We start from the raw sequence: 21500 nt of genomic DNA on the forward strand, positions 1-21500 counted from the left end.
CGTCGAACGCACGGCACCACGAAGGCGCTGGTGAGCTCGACGCGACGATGGGATTCAGGCTGGGCCAACGACAACCATCAACCTGCCGACGTTTCCCGTCGCTCTCGTTGACGCCTGAGGATGTGCCGCCCCCTCGGCCACCGTTTCTCACGCGCTGAGCGCGCAGCGGTCGCCGCCTCCCTCAGGAGGCCTGCTGGTGGCGCAGGCACCTGCGGACAAGGGCGGCGAGCGCCGCGCGCTGGGTGATCGCACCCCGGCCAAATTTGCTGCATCATTCACCAACACGGATCACCCTACTCCATCTCTCACATAATTGCTGGACCTGAGATGGGGGAACGCCGAACGCTGAACTTGGGAGAGGCTAGGTACCGAGTGGTCAATGCAGAGCGACCCACATCAGGAACAAAGAAAGGCTCCAAAAGAGCCGTCGTCGTCGCCAGTGTCAGTAGCTGTTGCATCGCTTCTGGCGTCCTAGGTAGATGGCGGCTCATATCCCAGGCTCAATCGAGAGCACCACCAAGCTGGGCTACGATCCTGCAGCGATCACAGGCGCCGGGCTCGGCGGCAGCCGTTCTGCTTGCCGTAACGGCACAGGACGCGTACATCATTGCACACGAGTCCGCTTCTGGTCAGCCGAACGCATCGTTAAATGCATCTAGGAGCAAGTTAATGGGTCATTCATTCCGCCCCCCGTCACTCGCATTCGCACTCTTTGCCCTCGTCGTGACCGGGTGCGGCAGTGGTGGGGGTACCGACAATCCAACGCCGATCACGGCCCCGCCGGTACCGGTACTGACTACAGTCTCGGTCTCGCTGCCGTTCACAACGATCGAGGTCGGCCAAACGGTCACTGCTAGTGCCTCGGGGTTCGACCAGAATGGTGCGGCGATCGGCATCGGAACGGTGACGTGGTCAACGGGTTCGCCAACCATCGCCACGGTCAGCGGCGCGGGGGTTGTCACCGCGGTCGCACCTGGCCTGGTGTCCATCAACGCGACTGTGAACGGGCGCTCTGGCTCCGCATCGCTGACGGTAATCCTTGTGACGGTAGCCACGGTGTCACTCACGCCGGCAACTATAAACAACTTAGAAGTCGGTGCCACGCGCCAGTTCTCGGTGACGGTGACCGGGACCCAGGGATCGACGTTGACGGGTCGCTCCATCACGTGGAGTTCCTCGAGACCTACCGTGGCAACGGTGAGCGTGGACGGAACAGTCACGGCGGTGGACGCGGGGAGCACCACTATCCGGGCGGCGGTCCAGAATGCCGACGGCAGTGCGGTGACCGGATCGGCCGAGGTGAGCGTGGTGCGACCGCTGGTCGTGGGGGTCGCCCCACAGGTTGGGACGATGCAGCTGCCGAGCGGCGTGGTGGGGAGTGTCTACCGGCAGCAGATACTGGCGACGGGAGGCGATGGGCGATACAGCTTTGCGACGTCGCGGGGGCAGTGGCCAGCGGGGGTGACGATGGGGGGCGACGGTGTGGTCTCGGGGACACCAACGGCAGCGGACAGTGTCGAGGTGATGGTTCGGGTGACGAGCGGGGGGCTCACCAGCGAGAGGGGCATCCGGCTCGTGGTCTACCCGCGGGATGTGACGGGGAGTGCGGGAAGTTGTGCCGACGTGTGGGTGGTGACACCGGCGACGGGGGGCGCTCTCACGCTCGCTGCCCCCGCCTCGGGAAGTCGCGAGCTGTGCGTGCGGCTTCCGCGATCGACCACCGGTCGCACACTCGTGGTGCTGTCGCCCGATACCTGGGCGGGTTTCATCGGCTCAAGTGGGGGTGATATCACCCCGGCACGGCTGAGCTATGAGCTGGTACCGGCGCGCATCGATGCACGAATCATCGGGACGCTCGACGCCATCCCGAATCCGGCGACGCGTCCACCACGAGTTTGGCAGCCGATCGTGTCCCCGGGAGGGGTGCGTGAGCCTCCCTCGGAGTACCGTTGGCAGTGGATTACGGAGACGGTCCCCTCGCGGCTGGTGTACCGGGGTACGTATGTCAACTACTACGAGGACACCACCGCGGCGCCGTCACAGCGCGGCACGATATCAGAATGGCGCGCGATCGACTCGATTTTGACCATTCATTGGACCCGATTGGACACGCTCTATGGTCCGCTGGTCGATCTCGACCGGGACGGGAAGTTTGCCATTCTTTCGAAGTTGGGGATCTCCGGAGCGAATGCCTACTACTCGGTCTGCGCGCTGGCGCCAAACTGGCTTGGTACCGTGGCAGATACGGCTCGCTACAACTGTGGATCGGAGAAGACGCGGGACCATGCCGTAATCCCGGTAGTCGGAAACTTCCGTCAGCAAAATCCAACAGCGACCGCCCAATTCATTGTTTCGCAGGTGCTCCACGAAACGGTCCATGCACGACAGCACATGCTGACGTTGCAGGTGGCCGGACGCGATGCGCGAGAGAATCCGTGCGGTATGGTGATGTTTTTCATGGCCAAACCCGCTGTCCCGCCGGTAACGTGTGGCAACTACGCGCCGTCGATCCAGTCCACGCTCCTGTTGGAGGGGATGGCCAATTCGCTCCTGCCGATCCTCCTGAATACCAACTGGACCAACGGTTGCCTATTTGGTACGCTGTCGGGGCAGTGCAACCTGAATTTTGAGCCGTACAACAACGGCCAGTTTTTCGGCGCCTGGATGATCCTTCGCGCGGGGCGGAGCATCTGGCCGGAGATGTTACATGCCGGGCTGTCCTCCACGACGGCGGTGGACGGGTTGCGGCAGGTAACTGGCGTGGCCGAGGGGACCTGGTTTGCCATGTTCCTCGCGTCACTGATGCTTGATGACACGGCGCTCGGAGAGCGACTCGGGCTGCATTGGCCCGGGATCCCGCTGGCGTCACGCATGGGCTTTGCCTCAAGTGCAGCCCAATGGAGTGCGCATCCGGCACTGGGCAGCGGGGCCTATGAAGCCATGAAGCTCCGTTATGGCGGGGGCACCGTGTTGCGCGTGGATCACACGGGGGAGCTAGCGCTGCGGCTTCGCAGCTTCGCCGGCGGGAATGCCGCAAGCGTGCTGATCATTCCCGAGGTGGCCAAGTGATCGCGCGAGGACCGTGGACCAGACCGCTTTGGCAAAGTGCCTGGAGCGCTGCCCTGGTATTGACGGCGGCGGCCTGCGCCGGCTCCGATCAGGTCGGGGCGCCACAACAGCGACGGCTGGCAATTGCCGGCGTCAGCAACGGAGAGCTCCCGCTCGCGACGGGAATCGTGGGCGAGCGCTACGAGCAGCAGCTCACCGCGACCGGTGGCGACGGGAGCTACCGGTGGACATTGATCAAAGGCACGCTGCCTCGCGGCATGACGTTGTCGAGCACCGGGGGCATTACAGGAACGCCCTCGGACACCGGGACCACGCGCGTGACCGCCACCGTGGCCAGTGCGGGCGTTACCGCGGATGCGAACCTGATCGTCGCGGTGCTGCCCCGTCTGACGATCATCCAGCCCACACTCCCTTTCGGCATTACCGGCCAGCCGTACCGTGTACAGCTCGAGGCCACGCGGGGAGCGGGGAGCGTGCGCTGGTCCGTAGTGCGAGGGCAACTCCCTACTGGTATTGCGCTTTCAGCGGATGGGTTGCTCGATGGGACCCCTACCGTGCCCGACTCCATGCTGCTGACGATCGAAGCGGCCGGCAACGGACAGGTGGCACAGGTGACGGTGCCGCTGGTGATTCAGGGCCAGGGCGCGATTTCCGTCCTCCAGCAAAGCGGGGTCACCTTTCATGTGATGAGTGACAGCCGCCGGAGTCGTCGCTTCCTCCTTTCGACCGGCACGGCACCGGTCGACAGCGCCCTCTACCTCGGCCTCTCGGCGGACGCAGCATCCGATTCGCTCGATCTGTACGGGGCCAACAGCACCGCCGTCTCGATCCTACTCCGAGAGCTGCAGGGGACGCTGACGCTCGGGGACACGATCGCCCCATACCGGGCAACCCGCCTTCCCACCACCACCTTCACTGCTCCCTATCAGGTTCCCTTTCGTGGGGTGGCCGATTCGTTGCAATTCTGCGGTTACTACTGGGTGGCACCGACCTGTCTCACCGGAGTGCTGGTCCATGCCGACAGCCATTACGCCTACTACGAAGACACGGCGCTGGGGTCGGGACAGCGGAACAGCGCGAGTTGGTATCGCGAGGTCGCGCGCTGGAATGCGGTCACGGAGCCGATTCTCCGCCGCATCTGGGGGGTCGCATCCGATGTGGATGGCAATCGCCGGATCAACATCTTCGTGACGAACAATATCGGTCCGGGCGGATTCATGTGGAACAACTGCGTGGGTCCGGGTCCCATCGACGTGACGCTCGCCCTCGATGGGTGGATCTGTCTCCGATCGGCCGTTCAGGAGCTGTTCAATGCCGGTCCAATGGCCGTGGTCACCGCCCAGACGGGCGAAAAGGCAAGTGCAGGCTTCTTCGCGATCACCCAGACCACCGACGCGCAGGAATACGTGTTGTGGACCCAGGGGAGCCGCTTCGCGGGCTCCACCCTATGGGGGGGGATCTGGCGGTCGGAGACGTATAGTCGACACAACCGCTATCGTGGCGGTTGGGACCCGACCCTCGGCAACGGCATTTCCAACATGGTGCGCTACATCGTTACGAAGGCCGTTGATACCCTCCCCGATGGCACCAACATCGGCGGATACTTTCAGGCGGATGGGTGGCGATACTCCTGCCTTGCGTCCCTGCGAAGCTGTCGGGTACACAACGATACATACGTGACCCCCGGCATGTTCGGCTACTGGCTCTGGCAGCACTTCGGTGACGGCATCGGCGACCGCTATACGCGCGCCAAATTCGGCGACTACTACGGCGATGTCTGGGAGCAGGCCGTCGGTCTCCGCGGCGCACACCTCTTCAACATGTTCTTCCTGTCCACGGTCCTCGACGACACTCCGATCGGCCGAGCGAGTGGGCTCGAGTGGCCGGAGACTCCGGTTCCGCAAAAGCTGCCCGGCGTCCGCTCGCAGATGCATGAGCTACCGCTCGGTACCACCGGCACCTACTTCGCCACCTACAGTGGCCCGGAGATCGTCCGAATCAGCAAACTCAAACCCAATACCAGCTACATCCTCGACGTGGAGTTCCTGAGCAGCACGCGGACGGCGCTGACGATCGTAAAGCCCTAATGCCCCCCGTACAACCCCGTTGGCTTCCTGCTTCCTGAGGCCCTGCTCCCTGTTTCCCGCGCGATTCTGGAGCCTGACGACGACCAACTGGCGCGGAGCGCTTCCACATCCCAGGAAACGGGGAGCCGGATTTCCGGAGGCGGGGAGCCGATCAGGATATCAGCGGAGGACCAGATTCTCGTTTGTCACCCGAGCCATCCGTTGAACAGCGCCTAATCGACGCCGATGCACAGCTGGTGCTGCATCCGCACCAGCGGCTGCCCCAGGATCAGCGGCTCATCCGCCAGAATGCTCCGCCACCTCTCCTCGCCATAGAGAGCCGTCCGGAGTCCCAGCTCGGCGAAGCGTTTCGACTAGCGATGGAGCAGCGCCTCCACGCCGAACTTCTGCGCGAATTGGCGGAGCTCGTCCAGCGACGCCGCGCGTTCAGCGAGATCCACTAAATGGGTCTTAACCCTACGCTCCGCTTACTGTGAAGGATTGCTGTTCAAGTAGCAACGAAGGTTCTTTGAATTTTCTCTGTTTCACGAAGCGGCGTTCCCACCGTAATGAGATCCAGAAGATATGTGAGTCAGACCCCGGCAAGCAGGAGGACTCATGCGGAAATCGCGGTTCACGGACGAGCAGATCATTGGCGTGGTGCGCGAAGTTGACAGTGGGGCGAAGCTGAAGACGGTGTGTCGTCGGCTCGGCATCACCGAGACGATGTACTACCGCTGGAAGGCGAAATTCGGCGAAATGCAGGTGCCTGAGGCGCGGCTCCTCCGAGCGCTCGAAGAGGAGAATCGTCGGCTCAAGCGTCTCGTGGCGGATCATGCGTTGAATACTCAGGTGCTCAAGGATGTCGCGGGAAAAGACTGGTGACTGCCGAGCGGCGGCGCAGTGCGGTCACCTATGTCCAGGAGAGCGCCGCGGTCAGTGAGCGCCGCGCCTGCCGCTGGCTTGGCGTGCATCGGACCCCGGTGCGCTACGTCGCCATGCCACGACGCGACGACGGCCCATTGCGGGAGCGCCTGCAGCAGCTGGCCGGCGATCATCCACGGTGGGGCACGCCGTTGCTGACGTGGCAGCTGCGGCGCGAGGGCTGGGGCGACAATCACAAACGCATTGAGCGCGTGTACCGGCACGCCGGTCTCGCGGTCCGAAAGCGGGATCGTCGAAAGCTGACGCGGCCGCGGGTACCCCACGAAGTGGCGACCAGCCCGAACACGCGATGGTCGATGGACTTCATGCGTGATACCTGGCGACTGGCCGCGTGTTTCGGTTGTTCAACGTGGTCGACGATTGCACGCGCGAGCCGCTGGCCATGGAAGTGGATACGTCGTTCCCGGGTACCGCGGTCGCCGCGGTGCTAACGCGTCTAGTCGCGGCGCGCGGACGACCGAATCGCATCGTCTGTGACAACGGGCCAGAGTTCATCAGTCGTGCGCTCGCGGCCTGGGCGGCGGCGCACGGCGTGACGTTGCACATTTAATCGGGTAAACCGAATCAGAACGCATTCGTGGAAAGCTTCAATAGCCGCGTGCGCGATGAGTGCCTGAACCAACACTGGTTTCTTTCACTCACGGATGCCCGTCGCACGATTGCAGCCTACCAACACGAATTCTGCACGGCACGTCGACACAGCGCGCTTGGGATCGCACCCCAGCCAAATTTGCTGCATCATTATTCACCAACACGGATCACCCTACTCCATCTCTCACATAATTGTTGGACCTGAGATGCGGGGGAACGCCGAGCTAGTCTGCGCCCAAACCCGTATCGGCAGCGTTGATGCGCCCCGAGCACGCGTGATTTATTTAGTTAGCATTTCGTATTTTCCCATCCGTAGCCAGTCATGACTCCGGCGCAAAACCGCGCCCCACCAATACCGCGCTTACGTAGCGTCCGACTGAGCCTCAAGCGCGGCAATGCGTTCAGCAACACGGCGATTCAGCTCATGGCCCTTCTGCCCGTGATGAATACACCGATGGCACGCTGGGCATAGCGCGGCGACTGAAGCGATGTGATCGGGACCGCCGTCAGCCATGCGCAAAATGTGGTGTGGCTCAAGGTACGGCGATCCATCGTGCCGGAGAAACGGTGCAGCATCACCGCACCCTTCGCAGATTCCGTTAGCACGAGCGAGGACGTAGTCTCTCACCGCTATGCTTCGCTCATACACGCGACGACTCCCCTCTGCCGGTTGCTTTCTTGGCCGCGCAGCATCTGCGAGGGCGATGTCTTTCAGCTCGGCCAGTGACCGAGACCGGCGTTGACGACCCTCCTCCCTGACGCCCAAATCAGGCACGTCGGCGCTGCGGACCTCACCCGTTGCGAGCTCGAATTCAAACACGAAGATCCGGCGATCAGTCTCATTTCGATCGGGGCCCCTAGTGCTGTGATATCCAATGCAGCGAGCTTCCCCTTCATAGCGCACGATGGCCTTACGCACTTGACTGAACAGGTGAATGGTCTTGCCGGATACCTCCGCGTCAGCCAGCGCAAGATTCCCTGCCGTCATCTTCTGGTCGCCTACTTGGCCCTCTCCTGAGTAGAAGAAGACACCATTCGGTTGCGGGCCATCTCGATATCCGTGTTTCTCGCCGCCTTGACCAGTAAAGACGAAAATCAATGTGGAGCCGCGAGGAGTGCTTATCCCGCTCTGCGCCTGTCCACCGAATGCTGCGTGAATCTCTGCCCGCCGATATTCACGGCCTAGAACGAATTCCATAGCACCCATCTCCGTCAAGATTCTTCGCCCGTGCACGCGTACTATGATGTTATTGGCGATTTGCTTTCCGGGTGATCGCTAGGCATTCCACCGTACTCGCCAGCGATGAACCTCACCCAAAGTCATTCCCAAACTGCGCCAAGTGGTTACCGGATGGTTACCCACGCAACCCCAAGGAGCACGAACAAAAAAGCCACCACAACCTAACTCGTTGCGGTGGCTTTACTTGTATCAGAGCGGGCGACCGGACTCGAACCGGCGACGTCCAGCTTGGGAAGCTGGCATTCTACCAACTGAATTACGCCCGCGATGTGAATCGGTAAGGTAGTGCCGTGCGCGGACCAAGACAACGGGTCCGCCTCTACGCCGCCACTTCCACCCCGTCGCGCCCCGGCCGCTTCGATGCCAGCCACAGCAGCAGTGCCGCCAGCAGGTAGAAGCTCGACCCGTAGTAGATCGCCCACCGCATGCTTTCGGCACCGTACGTGGGCGCCAACAGGTCCGACAGGTAGCCGAAGATCCACAGCCCCACCGCCAGGCCGAACAGGTTATTCACCAGCAGGAACAGCGCACTCGTTGTGCTGCGCATACTGGCCGGCGCGAGCTGCTGCACCGCGGTCACCACAGGGCCCAACCACGCCAGGTTGAGCCCCGTGGGCACGAGGAACAGCACGAACGCCCAGCCAAGGTGCGACGTGTTCATGGCCAGCAGAAAAATCGGCAGCGCCACGAGAAAACAGACCGCCGGCGTGAGCGCGTACGCGCCGCGATGCGTCTTCCCCAACCGGTCAGCGATCGCGCCGCCCAGCCAGATGCCGGCCACTCCGCCGATGAACTGAATGAGGCCGTAGTACATCGAGGTCTGGGCCAGCGTGAGCCCGAAGCTGCGCATGAAGAAGCTGGGGAGCCAGAACGCCACGCCGTATCCGCACACCGACGCGCAGGCCGCGCCGATCGCCAGCAGCCAGAACGTGGGGGTGGGGAGCACCGTGCGCACCACCGTCATGAACGTGGGGGCCACCGTCGGCGGGACCGACCCCCCGGCCCCATCGAGGGCCCCGCGCAGCGGGTCGCTCACGACCCACTTGAAGACGGGCGCCAGCAGCACCCCCGCCCCACCCACCACGAAGAAGGCCCAACGCCAGTCCACGTAGGCGGCAATGAGACCGCCGACAACGAGCCCCAGCGCGGAGCCGAGGGGAATGCCGAAGGAATAGGCGGCGAGCGCCCGCGCGCGCTGCGCCGGGGGGAAGTAGTCGCTCACCAGCGAATAGGCGGGCGCCACGCCACCGGCTTCGCCGAAGCCCACCCCCACGCGCGACAGAAACAGCGACCAGAAGCCCGTCGCCGCGCCGCACAGCATGGTGAAGCCACTCCACAGCGCGAGCGCCAGCGTGACGATCCACGTGCGGCTCACGCGGTCGGCGAGCCACGCAATGGGCACCGCGAGCGTGGTATAGAGCATCGCGAAGGCAAGGCCGCCCATGAGCCCGAGCTGGGTGTCGGTGAGCCCGAGATCGTGCTTGATGGGTTCCTTGAGAATGCCGAGGATCTGGCGGTCGAGGAAGTTGAACGCGTAGGTGAGCACGAGCATGGCGAGTACCACATAGCGGTAGCGCGTGCTCGGGGTGGCGACGGCAGACGGCGCAAGATCGGTCGGGGAGGCCATGCGGGGAATGTGCATGGTCGGGCGCGTTCGCACAGGGCCGACAGCGGGGCCACGGTTTGCCACCGTGCTGGCGGCATCGCTACGTTCAGCGCATGGCTGCCCCCCACCTGCTCGTGATCGATGCCCAGTCCCTCGCCGCCCGTGCCGTGCACGTGGCCGGCGACGATCCGGTTGCCGGTGTCCGGCTCTGGTGTCAGATGGCGCGCGGGTCGGCCAGCGATCTTGGCGCCACGCACCTGATTGCCGCCTGGGATCACGACGGCCCCACGTTCCGCCATGCCCTCTTTCCGACCTATAAGCATCGGCGAACGGGCGAGACGCGGGCCCGGGTGGCGCCCATTCGCACCGCCCTCGAAGGCGCCGGCGTGATGAGCGTGAGCGTCGAGGGGTTCGAAGGCGACGACGTGGTGGCCTCGATCATGGCCGGCTTCCGCGCGGCACTGCCCGTCACGCTGCTCTCCAACGACTCGGACCTGCTGCAGTTCGTCGATGCGCACGTGCAGGTGGTGTCGTACGTGGGCGTGGGGAAAGGCACCGAGGGGTTGCGCGTGCGGAAGTGGCAGCCGGCCGACGTGCACGAACGCTTCGGCGTGCAGCCCGCGCAGCTTCCCGACTTCAAGGCCATGTGCGGCGAAGACGGCGACGATATCCCTGGCATCAACCGCATCGGCAAGGGCACGGCGGTCAAGCTGTTGCGCCGGTGGCAGTCGTTGGAGAAGGCGCTCGAGGCCAGCGAGTTCGTGAGCCATCGCGACGAAACCGCCAAGCTCGCGGGGCAGCATGAGCACGCGCGGCTCATGCGCCGGCTCACCACCATCCGCCAGGATGCGCCGCTTCCGCTTTTCGATCTGGCGCGCTGCGCGATCGACGCGGTGGCGTGGCCGGCGGGGAGCGTGTCGCGCGCGCGCGCCGCAGCCAACGGCGCGGACAGCGCCGCGGGACCGGTCAGGCGCACCGCCGCAGGCCCTGGGCTGGAAGCGGTCCCCTGGCCGGAGTGAACGCACAAGTCCCCGGCCAGCGAGGCTGACCGGGGACTGAAGAGCCACAGATCGGGATTGAACCGATGACCGCCCGATTACGAATCGGGTGCTCTACCACTGAGCTACTGTGGCAATGCTGCAACTGCACTGAGGACCTGCATGCTCTGGCGCGGACTCGAACCGCGACGCCTTGCGGCACCGCCCCCTCAAGACGGCGTGTCTACCAATTTCACCACCAGAGCGAGGGGCTCGGCTTGCGACCGAGTTCCTGCGTACTGCAACCGCGTACAGCACCACCACCTGCAACCTGCTGAGCCCGATACTACGACGGGAGCGACGGGGCTCGAACCCGCGACCTCTCGAGTGACAGTCGAGTGCTCTAACCAAACTGAGCTACGCCCCCCAACTACAGTTGCCCTGCCTCCTGCAACGACTCTGGCGAGTCGAGTAGCTCCAACGGGAATCGAACCCGTCTCTCGACCTTGAAAGGGTCGCGTCCTAACCGATAGACGATGGAGCCGTAGATGTGACCTACACCATCTGCCTGCAGCAACGTCCAGCGAGTAGCGGTAACGGGATTCGAACCCGTGTTCCAGCCTTGAGAGGGCTGTGTCCTAGTCCCCTAGACGATACCGCCGAGGCGTTTGCCAAGGCGCATGCCTCAGCGATGAAACCGTTTCCTGTCGCGAGCGCTGCTTGCGCTCGCTCCCCGTTCGTACCAGTCCGCCGGGAAACACAGCGAACCACGGTCACGCAGAAGCAGGCCCGGAGGGAATCGAACCCCCAACCGCCGGTTTTGGAGACCGGTGCTCTACCAATTGAGCTACGGACCTCCGGAGAGCGGCGAAAGACTCGCTGCCCGCCAGTGTGTTCAGGGTGACCGACGGGAATCGAACCCGCAACCCCCGGAACCACAATCCGGTGCTCTAACCGATTGAGCTACGGCCACCATGGACGAGAGAGCGACTGCCAGTTGCTGCAGCATCTCACCCGCTCCTCCAGGCGGCCCACCGCGTTGCCGCGGTTTTCGCCGGGAGACGCCAATTGTAACCGACCGAAAGATCGATTTCAAGTGGCGGCCTCGAACGGGTGTCCGCCCGAGGCCTACTCCGCCTCAGTCCTTCGCGCGATCGAGGTATTCACCCGTGTTCGGATTCACACGAACCCGCGTGCCCTGCTCGACGAACTCCGGCACGTTGACCGTGACGCCATTCTCCAGCTTCGCGGGCTTCGACGACGCGGTCTTGGTGGCACCACGCACAACCGGCGCCGTCTCCACGATCTCGAACACGAGCGAATTGGGCAGCTGAATGCCGATCGGCCGGCCGTTGTAGTACTCGGCCAGGATCTTGAGCCCCGACTGCATCCACGGCGCCGAGTCGCCCAGCGCCTCTTCGTCGAGCTCGATCTGGTCGTAGTTCTCCGCGTTCATGAAGTGGTACGAATCACCACCCTGGTACATGAACTCCAGCTCGTGCGTTTCCATGTCGGCCTTCACGATCGTGTCCGCCGCACGGAACCGATGCTCGAAGCTCGAGCCGGTGCGCAGGTTCTTGAGCTTCGCCTGCACCATCGCGCGCAGGTTGCCCGGCGTATGGTGACGGAACTCGATGACTCGGCACGGGTCGCCCTCGAACACGAGCACCATGCCACGGCGGATCTGCGTAGCGGAGAAAGCCATATTTGCGACACCTGCAAGCAGGGATTTGGACACGGACAGCACCGGGATCTCCGGCACAGCCTCGGAAGCTAACCGGACGGTTGGTCCGCTGGAAGTGATCCCGGGCGATCGCGCGCCGTCAGGGCGAGGGGAGGGCGCGCAGCGCCGGCTCCATCGACGTCCACATGGTCGCGGCGACACGGCGCGATCCCTGAGGGTTGGGGTGAATGCCGTCGGCCTGATTGAGCCGCGCCACCCCTGCCACGCCGTCGAGCAGGAACGGCCAGAGGGGCACCGCCGTGGCCTTCGACGCCCGGACGTACGCCTCGTGAAAGCGTCGGGTGTACGCGCGCCCCAAGTTGCTGGGTGCCTCCATTTGGACCAGGGCAATGCCGGCCTCGGGTCGCTGGGCCCGCACGGTTTCCACCAACTGCACGAGGTTGGCGTAGGTGGAATCCGGGTCCACGCCGCGGAGCCCGTCGTTGGCGCCCACCTCCAGAATCACCAGGGCCGCCGGCTGTTCGAGCACCCACGCGGCGCGGCGGAGTGCCCCGGCGGACGTTTCCCCGCTGAGCCCGGCATTGACGATCGTGACCGGTAACCCCGCCGAGTCGGCCTTCGCCTGCAGCAGCGCCGGATAGGCGTCGTCGGGGTCGAGCCCCAACCCCGCGGTGAGGCTCGTCCCCAGCACCACCACCCGCCGGGTGCTTCCCCCGGCCGCGGTGCCATTCCCCGCCGCGGGTGTATTCTCCGCGGTCACGGCCGATGCGCCCACCGGCCCGCCGGCCCCGCTGGCGGAATCCGATGGCGACCCGTTTCCGTTGGTCCCGGTGGACCCGCACGCTGCCAGCAGCGCCAGACCGGCGATCCCCAGCCACATCCTCTCTTTCTGCACTCGCATGCTCGTTGCCCGTGGGTTGACCAAGGAATATCTGAGCGGCACCGAGCCGCTCACCGTGCTGCGTGACGTGTCGTTCGAAGTGCCGGCCGGCGCCTTCGTGTCCATCGTGGGCCCGTCCGGCAGCGGCAAGACCACGTTGCTTGGCCTGCTCGCCGGACTCGATACCCCGTCACGGGGCTCGGTATCCCTCGACGGCCGCGACTTCGGCAGCCTCGACGAAGATGCACGTGCGCGCCTCCGCGGGGAGAAAGTTGGGTTTGTGTTCCAGAGCTTTCAATTGATCCCCACCCTCACGGCGCTCGAAAACGTACAGGTGCCGCTCGAACTGGCCGGCGTGGTGGGCGTGAAGGAGGCCGCGGCGCGCGCCCGCGACCTGCTCACCCGCGTGGGACTGGGGGACCGAGTGCACCACTTTCCGCAGCAGCTCTCCGGTGGCGAGCAGCAACGCGTGGCCCTAGCGCGGGCCTTCGTGAATGATCCGCGCATTCTTTTCGCCGACGAACCCACCGGCAATCTCGACGGCGCCACTGGCGAGAAGATCGTGGAGCTGCTGCAGCAACTCAATCGCGAACGCGGCTGCACGATCGTGCTGGTCACGCACGACGTGAGCCTCGCGGCCCGCACGCAGCGCACGATCCGCCTGCGCGACGGTGTGATCGTGGAGGACGTCATGCACGGCGCGTCGCTCCCGACGCCCCCGACTCCCACCACCTCCACGGCCCACGCATGACGGCGCAGGCCCTGCTCCGCCTCGCATGGCGCGAGAGCCGCACGGCGCGGCGCCGACTGGCGCTCTACATGTCGAGCATCGCCTTCGGGGTGGCGGCGCTCGTGGCCATCGACTCCTTCGCCGGCAACGTCACACGCTCCATCCGCGAGCAGTCCCGCACGCTGCTGGGCGGCGACATGGCGCTTCAGGCGCGCGCCGCCTTTCCCGCCGTGATCGACACGCTCGTGGACTCGCTCACCGCGCGCAACGTGGTGGCGTCGCGGGTGACCACCTTTGCGTCGATGGCGCTCGCCGAGCCGTCGGGCGGCACCCGTCTCGTGCAGGTGCGTGCGGTCTCACCAGGCTTTCCGTTCTACGGCGCGATCGAAACGGTTCCCGCCAACGGCTGGCAGCGCGTCCACGACGACACGGTCGTGTTCGTGGACCCATCGCTGCTGATCGCCCTCGATGCGCAGGTCGGCGATCGGCTCGCGCTGGGGCAGCTCACCTTCACCATCGGCGGTACGCTGGGCAACGTGCCCGGCGACGCGGGCATCACGGCGGTCATCGGGCCCCGCGTGTATGTGTCGGATCGCTGGCTCGCCGCCATGGGACTGCTCACATTCGGCAGCCGAGCCGAGTATGACATCGTGCTGCGGCTTCCGGCGGCACTCGAGTCGCCGAAGGCCGCCGCGCAGGTGGCGCGTGCCCTCCGGCGCCGCATCGATCCCGCCGAAGCGGCGCGTCTCGAGGAGCGGGAAGCCCGCGGCGAGCGAGAGCGCAGCGGCCCCGGCGGCGAAGGCAGCGAGGCGCAGGACACGCTCGCCACGCTGCCGGTCACGGCGGCGCTCTCCGCCGCCGACTCGTCGGCCGGCGGTACCCCCGACAGCACCGCTGGTCCCACCACGCTCTCGGCACCACGCACCCGCGTGCGCGTCCGCACGGTGGCCGACACGGAGCGGGAGTTCACCGAGGCGGTGGCCCGACTCGCCGACTTTCTCAGCATCATTGGCCTCATCGCGCTGCTACTGGGCGGCATCGGCGTGGCGAGCGGCGTGAACGCGTTTGTATCGGCCAAGATCGATACCGTGGCCGTGCTGCGTTGTCTCGGCGCCACGAGCCGGCAGGTCCTCGCACTCTACGTAGTGCAGGCAGCGGCGATGGGGCTCGTGGGCGCCACCGCTGGCGCGGCGCTCGGTGTGGGGGTGCAGTTCCTGCTTCCGCGCGTGATGGGCGAGTTCCTCCCCGTCGACGTGGCGATCATGCTGGAGCCGCGCCCGCTGCTCTTGGGACTCGCCACCGGCGTGTGGGTCTCGCTGGTGTTCGCGCTGCGACCACTGCTCGCGCTGCGCCGCGTGTCGCCACTGCAGGCCATCCGTCGCAACGCCGACCCGAGCGCCATGCCACGCGAGTGGCAGGATGGCGCACGGCTGCTCGTGGATGCGCTGCTGCTGGCCAGCATCGTGGGGATCGTGCTCTCGCGCATCGGAACCGTGCGCGAGGGCTTGGCCATCACCGGCGGCATCATCGCGGTCGTGGCGGTGCTCTGGGTGGCCGCCACGTCACTCATTGCGGTCGCCCGACGCACCACGCGCCCGTCGTGGCCGTTCCCGTTGCGTCAGGGGATTGCCAACCTCCACCGCCCGGCCAACCAAACGCGTGCCGTGACGCTGGCGCTGGGCTTCGGGGCCTTCCTGCTGAGTACCGTGTACCTCGTGCAGGCCAACCTGTTGAGCAAGGTGCAGACAAGCGCCGACGCTGCCGCGGGCAACTTGCTGCTCTTCGACGTGCAGGAGGATCAGGCGGCCCCCCTCGACTCCATCTTGCGCGCGCGACAGCACCCCGTCGTGCAGCAGACGCCGATCGTCACGATGCGCGTGGATGCGATCAATGGCAAAAGTGTGGTCAGCATGCAGCGCGACACCACGGTGCGGCGCGCCGGCTGGGCGTTGCGGCGCGAGTATCGCTCGACCTACCGCGACGCGCTGCAGCCATCGGAGAAGATCACGGGCGGAGCGTGGTTCGCCTCGGCGGACGAGCGTGCGACCGCGCGCGCTGCACATCCCGAGGCCCCCTTCGAACTATCGCTCGAACAGGATGTCGCCCGCGAGATGGGCGTGACCCTTGGTGACACGATCACCTGGAACGTGCAGGGCGTGCCGGTCACCACCGTGCTCACGAGCACGCGCGAAGTGAACTGGGGGCGGTTCGAGGCCAACTTCTTCGCGGTGTTCGAACCGGCGGCGCTGCGCCGCGCCCCGCAGCAGTTCGTCATTGTGGCCAGCGTGCCGGCGGGAGCACCGCTGGCCGCCATGCAGCGCGACGTGGTGCGCCGCTTCCCGAATGTGTCGAGCCTCGACCTCACGCTCGTACGGCAGACGATCGGCGCGATCGTGGATCGCGTGACCCTCGCCATTCGCTTCCTCGGACTCTTCTCGCTCGCCATGGGTGTGCCCGTGCTCTTCAGCGCCGTGGCCGCCACGCGGCGTGCACGCCTGCGCGAAGGCGTGCTGCTGCGCACCCTCGGCGCCTCGCGCGCGCAGGTCGCACGCGTGCTGCTCGCGGAGTACGGCGCACTCGGGGCGCTCGGCGCCCTCACCGGCATGCTGCTGTCCTTTGCCGGCGCGTGGGGGATCACCCACTTCGTGTTCGAGGACCGCTTCGATCCCGCCGTGGGCCCCACCGTGTTCATCGCGGCGGGGATGCTGTTGCTCACCATGACGATCGGATTGCTCACATCGCGCGACGTGTACCGGGAGACCCCGATGATCGCGATCCGCGAGCCGGGCTAGGACCGGCTGTGGCATATTCCTCCGGCAACCGGGTCGCCGCACATCCGTGGGCACCGGCGTCACATTTCCGGCGTGCAGGGGCGCCCCCCGGTGACGTCGCCTTCCACGACGCGTCAACCAACGCATGACTGATTTCTCGACAGGGCCCACCGATCCCCCCCCAGGGCGCGACGCCTGGCAGGACGACAACGACCGCGGTCTGAGGCTCGCGGCAGACGGCGACTGGAGCGAGGCCCTCGACGCCTTCGCGTCGGCCGCCGATGTTCTCGGACGGTCTCCGTCGCCAGGCGCTCAGGACCCACTGGCGCTGGCTCTGGGCAATCTCGCGCAGGCGTGTTTCCGCGTGGGGCGGCTCGACGACGCGATCCAGTACCAACAGCGCGCGGCGGCCTTGCGTGTGACGCTCACCGACGAGGAGAGCATGCCGGTCGCACGGGCCCGCATGGACCTCGCGGTGATGCTCGCCTCGGCCGGCCAGCACCACGAGGCCTGGGCGCTCATGCAGCACGTGATCACCTCGGTCGAGCATCATGTGGGCGCGGAGGATACCCGCCTGGCCATCGTGCTCGAAAATGCCGCGCGCATCGCCCTCGCGTCGGGCAACACCGCCGACGCCAGGCCGCTGCTGGTGCGCCTCCACGCACTACTCACCCAACACCAGCGACCCACGGCGCCCGCGGACTCTCTGCTCGCGGAGATTGCCTCGGGCCACGCGCCGTTGGCGCAGACGCTGCGGGTCCAAGCGTTGCAGACTGAGGAGCAGGCGCCGGTCACCGCGCTGGAGGAGTGGGAGGACCAGCCGTTACGCGATGCGGTATCGGTGACGGACGGGCTGCTCCGCGCCACGCCGTCGGGGGTGCCGATCATTCCACCAACGACGGTGATCGAGCCGCCCCTCCTCGACGCCGAGGTGCTGGCACCGGCAGCCGACGGCCACGATGCGGCCCTCGATCGGTCGGTGGCCGAGGCACCGCGGGACGACAGTACGCCCGTGCGTGCCGCCGCACCGGTCCGCCGCGCGCGTCCGCCGGCGCGGCTGCGTCAGCCGCCGACCCAGACGGGCGACGGCTCCACGCTTTTGTATTTCCTCACCGGGGTGGTGGTACTCGGCGGCAGCGTAGCGGCGTACGTGCTGCTCCGCTGACTTCTCGTGCGCGTGACTCGCGTGGCGACCGCGTGGCGACCGCGTGGCGTCAGTTCTTGTGGCGGAACGTGATGCGGCCGCGGGCCAGATCGTACGGGGACACTTCGACCGTGACACGATCACCGGCCAACACGCGGATCCGATTGCGACGCATATTTCCGGCGAGCGTCGTGAGTACTTCGTGGCCGCTGTGCACGGTCACGCGAAACATGGCATTCGGCAACAACTCGGTGACGGTCCCTTCGAGTTCGATCGCGTCCTGCTTCCCCATTGTATGCTTCGATCCTGTCCCCTTAGGTGGGACCGGCGCGGGAGTCGTGCCGGCCAAGGTGCCCCAATGTATATGGCCGCCCCGCTGGGCGGCCAGCGCATGTGCGGGGGAGTGACTCGTGACTGATGTGCTGGTGGTAGGCCCCGGTTGGCTGGGGTCGCCCGTGGCCGTCGCGCTCGCCGAAGCGGGGCACCAGGTGTGGACGCTGTCCCGTTCGGGGAGTGCGGCTCCCGCGGGGTGCACGGCGGTTGCCGGTGACATCGCGCTCGCTGTGACGCGGGAGGGGCGTGCGTCCCTGCTGGCACGACTGCCGCATACGATTCGCCATCTGGTGGTGTGCGTCGCGCCGTCGTCGTCACGCGGCGACAGCTACGCCATCTACCCTGCCGCGGCCCGCGGTGCGGCGGCCCTGGCGGAGGCACTCGGCGTCACGTCGGTGGTGTACGTGTCGAGCACCGGCATCTACGACCGTCAGGATGGGAGCGAGGTGAACGAACACACGCTGATTGAACCGACCAACGATCGGGTACAGGTGCTCTTCGACGCAGAACGCCTCATGCTCGCAGCGGCCACTGCGTGCCGGGCGGTGCACGTGCTGCGTGCGGCGGGGCTGTACGGCCCCGGGCGCGACCCCGCCGCGCGCTTCGCCGCTGGCGCCACGCCGTCCCGGATCTGGTGCAACTTCTCATGGCGTGATGATGTGGTATCGGCCATTGCGCATTGCCTCGCGCTGCCGCCGAGTGGCGCAGGGGCGGTGTTCAATTGCACCGACAACACGCCCGTGCGAGCCGGCGACATTGCGCAGGCGTTGACTGGTCGTCCCGCTGACGACACAGTGACCGCGGGTGCCGCCGGCGCCGTCGCTGGGCCGGTGCGCGCCGGCCGCAGCAACCAGCGGATCAGTAGCGCGGCACTCCTCAACGCCGGGTGGCGCCCGGAGGTACCGGATGTCTATGCGGGGCTGCGTCGTCTCGGGCATGCCCTGCCCGGACGGGATGGTGTGTCGTGAGGGCGCCGCTCTCGCCGGGCCCTGAGACGTATGGCCCCAACACCGCGGCCATTCGTCGGTTTCTCGTACGGCTGGCGGGGCTGGGTATCGAGGCGCGCTCGCGGGTGACCGACGCCTATGCGGCGGAGGTATCCACGCGCGCCTGGGTGCTGGCCGAAACGGCGCTCGCCACGGCGATCGAGCGGAGCGGGCGGGAGCCGCAGCGTGACGCGCTGAGTGGGCCGCTGTTGCAGTTGGTGCAGCGGGACCGCGGAGCGGCGGCCACCGCCACGGCGGCCGAGGCGACCGACGAGGATCGGGTGCTCGACACGCTCGATCCGGTGGCGGAGCCGGCGCTGGCCGCGCTGCTGGCGCTGCTGGTGTGCGACCTGCTGGATGGGGCGCAGCTGGCGCGGCTGATGGCGCCGTTCGAGGGCGTCATTGCCCTCACCGAGGTAACGACGGGCGCTCGGTGATCGACCGGCGCCCGGCGCGCGACCGTGTCGCCCGTGCCCTTACGACACGGTGTCGGCGCGCGGCTCGGCCGCGAGCGTGAAGCGCGGGATCGCGGCGAGGAAGCTCGAGCCGTCATCGCCCACGAAGCGGTAGGTCCCTTCCATCCAGCCATTCGGTGCCTTGAGGACGCAGAAGCTGCGGTACTCGTGCACCTGCCCCGGCAGGAGATGTGGCTGTTCGCCCACCACGCCTTCGCCTTCGACCTCGGTGTCACCGACGGCCTCGTCGTGAATGAGCCAGCGGCGCGTGCGTAGCTGCGCCGCCTGATCTCCCACGTTCTCGATGCGGATGTGATACGCGAAGACGAACTGCCCGAGCATCGGATTCGATCGCTCACGCAGATAGGACGGGCGCACCGTAATGCGGATGCCCGACGTGATACGATAGTAGAACGGGACGCGTTCGGTCATCGGGGCCGTTCGGCAGGCGACGAAGTGGAAGCGGATGGCAGGGACAACGACACCGGGGCGCTCTCAGTGCCCACGCGGTTGAGGGCGGACACCGTGACCTTGGTGGGCGACAACGACGCAGGGATGGTCCATCGGGAGGTCGCCCCCGGCAATAGCATGGTAATCCATGCCGTGTCCGTGCGCAGCCGCACCAGCCACTGCCAGGGCGCGGACCGTCCGTCCGGGGTGAGTCGCAGGGCCATGCCGTCGCGTGCCTGAACCACGTGGGGGGTGGGCTGCGGCGGTGGCGGCGCCTTGAGCCACGGCGTCGCCGGCGGCAGCGCCGCCGCGCGATACGGTCCGACCCGCAGGGTGTCGTTCATCCCCGCCTGATTCTTCAGGAACGACGTCATGCTGAAATGCACGTTCCCTGACGCCAGCGGCTGCAGGCGGGTGAGCCGGATCTGCTCGAGCAAATCACTCACCGGGAACGCACTGGCTCCGGGCATCCCCGCCCGCGACGTGAAGTTGCCAGGCCAGAGGTGCCGCTGCCGTACGTTCTCCTGGGCCCACCAGTCGAGCAGCACGGGATAGGCCTGCCCCTGCTTGGTGGTGGGCCAGTAGAGCTGCGGGACGACGTAGTCCACCCACCCCTCGCGAAGCCAATGGCGGGCATCGGCATACAGCTTCTCGTACGCATCGAAGCCGCGCACCTGCGCCGGGAATCCGGGCCGCCAGATGCCGAAGGGACTGATGCCGAAGCGCACCCACGGCTTCGTCTTGTGGATCTGCTCCTCCAGCGCGCGCACGAGCACGTTGACGTTCTCCCGTCGCCAGTCGGCGCGCGACAGCCTGCCGCCGGCGCGCCGATACTTCTGCCAGCTCCGGGCATCGGCAAATGGGAGCTCGCGACCGCGCCGGTCGTTCTCCGGATACGGATAGAAGTAGTCGTCGAAGTGGATGCCATCCACGTCGTAGCGCTTCACCACATCGAGCACCACCCGCACCGTGCGCTCGCGCACCGCCGGCTCCCCCGGATCCATCCAGAGATAACTGCCGTACCGGCTCACGAGCGCGGGATGGGTGCGCGCCAGATGGTTCTTGGCGAGCGGTGACTTGCCCCGCGTGAAACCGGCGCGATACGGATTGAACCACGCGTGCAGCTCCATCCCGCGCGCATGCGCCTCGTCGATCGCGAACTGCAGCGGATCCCAGAAGGGGTCGGGGCGCTTGCCCTGGGTGCCGGTGAGGAACTCGCTCCACGGCTCGATGCGGCTGTCGTACAGCGCATCGCCAGCCGGTCGCACCTGAAAGATCACGGCGTTGAGGCGCAACGCCTCGGCCCGATCGAACAACGCCCGCAACTCGGCCTGCTGCTCCGCGGTCGAGAGCGTGCGCTTCGAGGGCCAGTCCATGTTGCCCACCGTGGCCACCCACACGCCGCGGAACTCGCGGAGCAGCGGCGGCGCCTCCGCGCTCGCCACCGGCGGCGGCACCGGCGGCGGCACCGGCGGCGAAACCGGTCGCGGTGCCGGTCGTGCCGCCCCTCGGGCAGGAGCTGGCCGAGCGGGCTCGCGCGACGCGCTGGCCACAGCGGCCGGACGTGGCGCAG

At 66.5% G+C, this 21500-nt stretch carries 16 protein-coding genes, 8 tRNA genes and 1 pseudogene; 10 read left to right on the top strand and 15 right to left on the bottom strand.

Annotated elements, in window-relative coordinates; genetic code table 11:
- Nucleotides 1-669: 669 nt before the first annotated feature.
- From ACIQ51_RS02560 to ACIQ51_RS02575, 4 genes and pseudogenes are all read left to right on the top strand, one after another.
- Nucleotides 670-3069, top strand: a complete 2400-nt coding sequence (locus ACIQ51_RS02560; protein ID WP_396203442.1) for an Ig-like domain-containing protein — start codon at nt 670-672, stop codon at nt 3067-3069.
- Nucleotides 3066-5156, top strand: a complete 2091-nt coding sequence (locus tag ACIQ51_RS02565) for an Ig domain-containing protein (protein WP_396203443.1) — start codon at nt 3066-3068, stop codon at nt 5154-5156. Before ACIQ51_RS02560 ends, ACIQ51_RS02565 begins: the two co-directional genes overlap by 4 nt.
- Nucleotides 5157-5338: 182 nt before the next feature.
- Nucleotides 5339-5599, top strand: coding sequence for a hypothetical protein (locus ACIQ51_RS02570; protein ID WP_396203444.1), 261 nt, complete (start codon nt 5339-5341; stop codon nt 5597-5599).
- 154 nt (nt 5600-5753) lie between these two features.
- Nucleotides 5754-6863: pseudogene (locus tag ACIQ51_RS02575) on the top strand (IS3 family transposase).
- A gap of 169 nt (nt 6864-7032) precedes the next feature.
- Here ACIQ51_RS02575 and ACIQ51_RS02580 read toward each other — a convergent pair.
- The 3 genes from ACIQ51_RS02580 to ACIQ51_RS02590 form a co-directional block, all read right to left on the bottom strand.
- Nucleotides 7033-7869, bottom strand: a complete 837-nt coding sequence (locus ACIQ51_RS02580; RefSeq protein WP_396203445.1) for an HNH endonuclease — start codon at nt 7867-7869, stop codon at nt 7033-7035.
- 235 nt (nt 7870-8104) lie between these two features.
- Nucleotides 8105-8177, bottom strand: a tRNA-Gly gene (locus ACIQ51_RS02585).
- A gap of 53 nt (nt 8178-8230) precedes the next feature.
- Nucleotides 8231-9538 (bottom strand): spinster family MFS transporter, encoded by a 1308-nt coding sequence (locus ACIQ51_RS02590; protein ID WP_396203446.1) that lies wholly within the window; start codon nt 9536-9538, stop codon nt 8231-8233.
- A gap of 92 nt (nt 9539-9630) precedes the next feature.
- Between ACIQ51_RS02590 and ACIQ51_RS02595 the strand changes: the two genes are divergently transcribed.
- Entirely contained in the window at nt 9631-10536 is a 906-nt protein-coding gene (locus ACIQ51_RS02595) for a 5'-3' exonuclease H3TH domain-containing protein (protein ID WP_396203447.1), read from the top strand.
- Between the two features lie 42 nt (nt 10537-10578).
- Here the strand turns inward: ACIQ51_RS02595 and ACIQ51_RS02600 are convergent.
- From ACIQ51_RS02600 to ACIQ51_RS02640, 9 genes are all read right to left on the bottom strand, one after another.
- Nucleotides 10579-10650 (bottom strand) — tRNA-Thr (locus ACIQ51_RS02600).
- A gap of 28 nt (nt 10651-10678) precedes the next feature.
- Nucleotides 10679-10760 (bottom strand) — tRNA-Leu (locus tag ACIQ51_RS02605).
- 86 nt (nt 10761-10846) lie between these two features.
- Nucleotides 10847-10921: transfer RNA gene (locus ACIQ51_RS02610), tRNA-Asp, on the bottom strand.
- A 45-nt stretch (nt 10922-10966) separates the two neighbouring features.
- Nucleotides 10967-11038, bottom strand: a tRNA-Glu gene (locus ACIQ51_RS02615).
- 44 nt (nt 11039-11082) lie between these two features.
- Nucleotides 11083-11155, bottom strand: a tRNA-Glu gene (locus ACIQ51_RS02620).
- A 123-nt stretch (nt 11156-11278) separates the two neighbouring features.
- A tRNA-Trp gene (locus ACIQ51_RS02625) sits at nt 11279-11351 on the bottom strand.
- A gap of 42 nt (nt 11352-11393) precedes the next feature.
- Nucleotides 11394-11467 (bottom strand) — tRNA-His (locus ACIQ51_RS02630).
- A gap of 165 nt (nt 11468-11632) precedes the next feature.
- Nucleotides 11633-12199 (bottom strand): elongation factor P, encoded by a 567-nt coding sequence (gene efp / locus ACIQ51_RS02635; RefSeq protein ID WP_396203448.1) that lies wholly within the window; start codon nt 12197-12199, stop codon nt 11633-11635.
- Between the two features lie 118 nt (nt 12200-12317).
- Nucleotides 12318-13058 (bottom strand): arylesterase, encoded by a 741-nt coding sequence (locus ACIQ51_RS02640; RefSeq protein WP_396203449.1) that lies wholly within the window; start codon nt 13056-13058, stop codon nt 12318-12320.
- Nucleotides 13059-13077: 19 nt separating this feature from the next.
- Between ACIQ51_RS02640 and ACIQ51_RS02645 the strand changes: the two genes are divergently transcribed.
- The 3 genes from ACIQ51_RS02645 (at nt 13078) to ACIQ51_RS02655 (ending at nt 17724) form a co-directional block, all read left to right on the top strand.
- Nucleotides 13078-13809, top strand: coding sequence for an ABC transporter ATP-binding protein (locus tag ACIQ51_RS02645; protein WP_396203450.1), 732 nt, complete (start codon nt 13078-13080; stop codon nt 13807-13809).
- Nucleotides 13806-16580 carry an ABC transporter permease gene (locus ACIQ51_RS02650; RefSeq protein ID WP_396203451.1) on the top strand — a complete coding sequence of 925 codons (2775 nt, stop codon included), beginning with the start codon at nt 13806-13808 and terminating at the stop codon, nt 16578-16580. The genes ACIQ51_RS02645 and ACIQ51_RS02650 overlap by 4 nt, the downstream gene beginning before the upstream one ends.
- Before the next feature lie 124 nt (nt 16581-16704).
- Nucleotides 16705-17724 (top strand): tetratricopeptide repeat protein, encoded by a 1020-nt coding sequence (locus ACIQ51_RS02655; RefSeq protein WP_396203452.1) that lies wholly within the window; start codon nt 16705-16707, stop codon nt 17722-17724.
- Nucleotides 17725-17773: 49 nt separating this feature from the next.
- Here ACIQ51_RS02655 and infA read toward each other — a convergent pair whose 3' ends face one another.
- On the bottom strand, nt 17774-17995 hold the full coding sequence (gene infA, locus ACIQ51_RS02660; protein ID WP_396203453.1) for a translation initiation factor IF-1: 222 nt from the start codon (nt 17993-17995) through the stop codon (nt 17774-17776).
- Between the two features lie 118 nt (nt 17996-18113).
- On the opposite strand from infA, the gene ACIQ51_RS02665 reads away from it, so the two are divergent.
- Both ACIQ51_RS02665 and ACIQ51_RS02670 read left to right on the top strand, forming a co-directional pair.
- Nucleotides 18114-19004 (top strand): NAD-dependent epimerase/dehydratase family protein, encoded by an 891-nt coding sequence (locus tag ACIQ51_RS02665; RefSeq protein WP_396203454.1) that lies wholly within the window; start codon nt 18114-18116, stop codon nt 19002-19004.
- The gene (locus ACIQ51_RS02670; protein ID WP_396203455.1) at nt 19001-19459 is read left to right on the top strand and encodes a hypothetical protein; all 459 of its coding nucleotides are present in this window, start codon (nt 19001-19003) and stop codon (nt 19457-19459) included. Before ACIQ51_RS02665 ends, ACIQ51_RS02670 begins: the two co-directional genes overlap by 4 nt.
- Nucleotides 19460-19498: 39 nt before the next feature.
- Here the strand turns inward: ACIQ51_RS02670 and apaG are convergent, their stop codons facing one another.
- Nucleotides 19499-19909, bottom strand: coding sequence for a Co2+/Mg2+ efflux protein ApaG (gene apaG, locus ACIQ51_RS02675; protein WP_396203456.1), 411 nt, complete (start codon nt 19907-19909; stop codon nt 19499-19501).
- A complete protein-coding gene (locus tag ACIQ51_RS02680; RefSeq protein ID WP_396203457.1) occupies nt 19906-21396 on the bottom strand; it encodes a glycoside hydrolase family 10 protein in 1491 nt (496 codons plus the stop codon). Before ACIQ51_RS02680 ends, apaG begins: the two co-directional genes overlap by 4 nt.
- Nucleotides 21397-21500: the final 104 nt, after the last annotated feature.

The organism is Gemmatimonas sp., from assembly GCF_044344655.1.
Taxonomy (GTDB): Bacteria; Gemmatimonadota; Gemmatimonadetes; order Gemmatimonadales; family Gemmatimonadaceae; genus Gemmatimonas.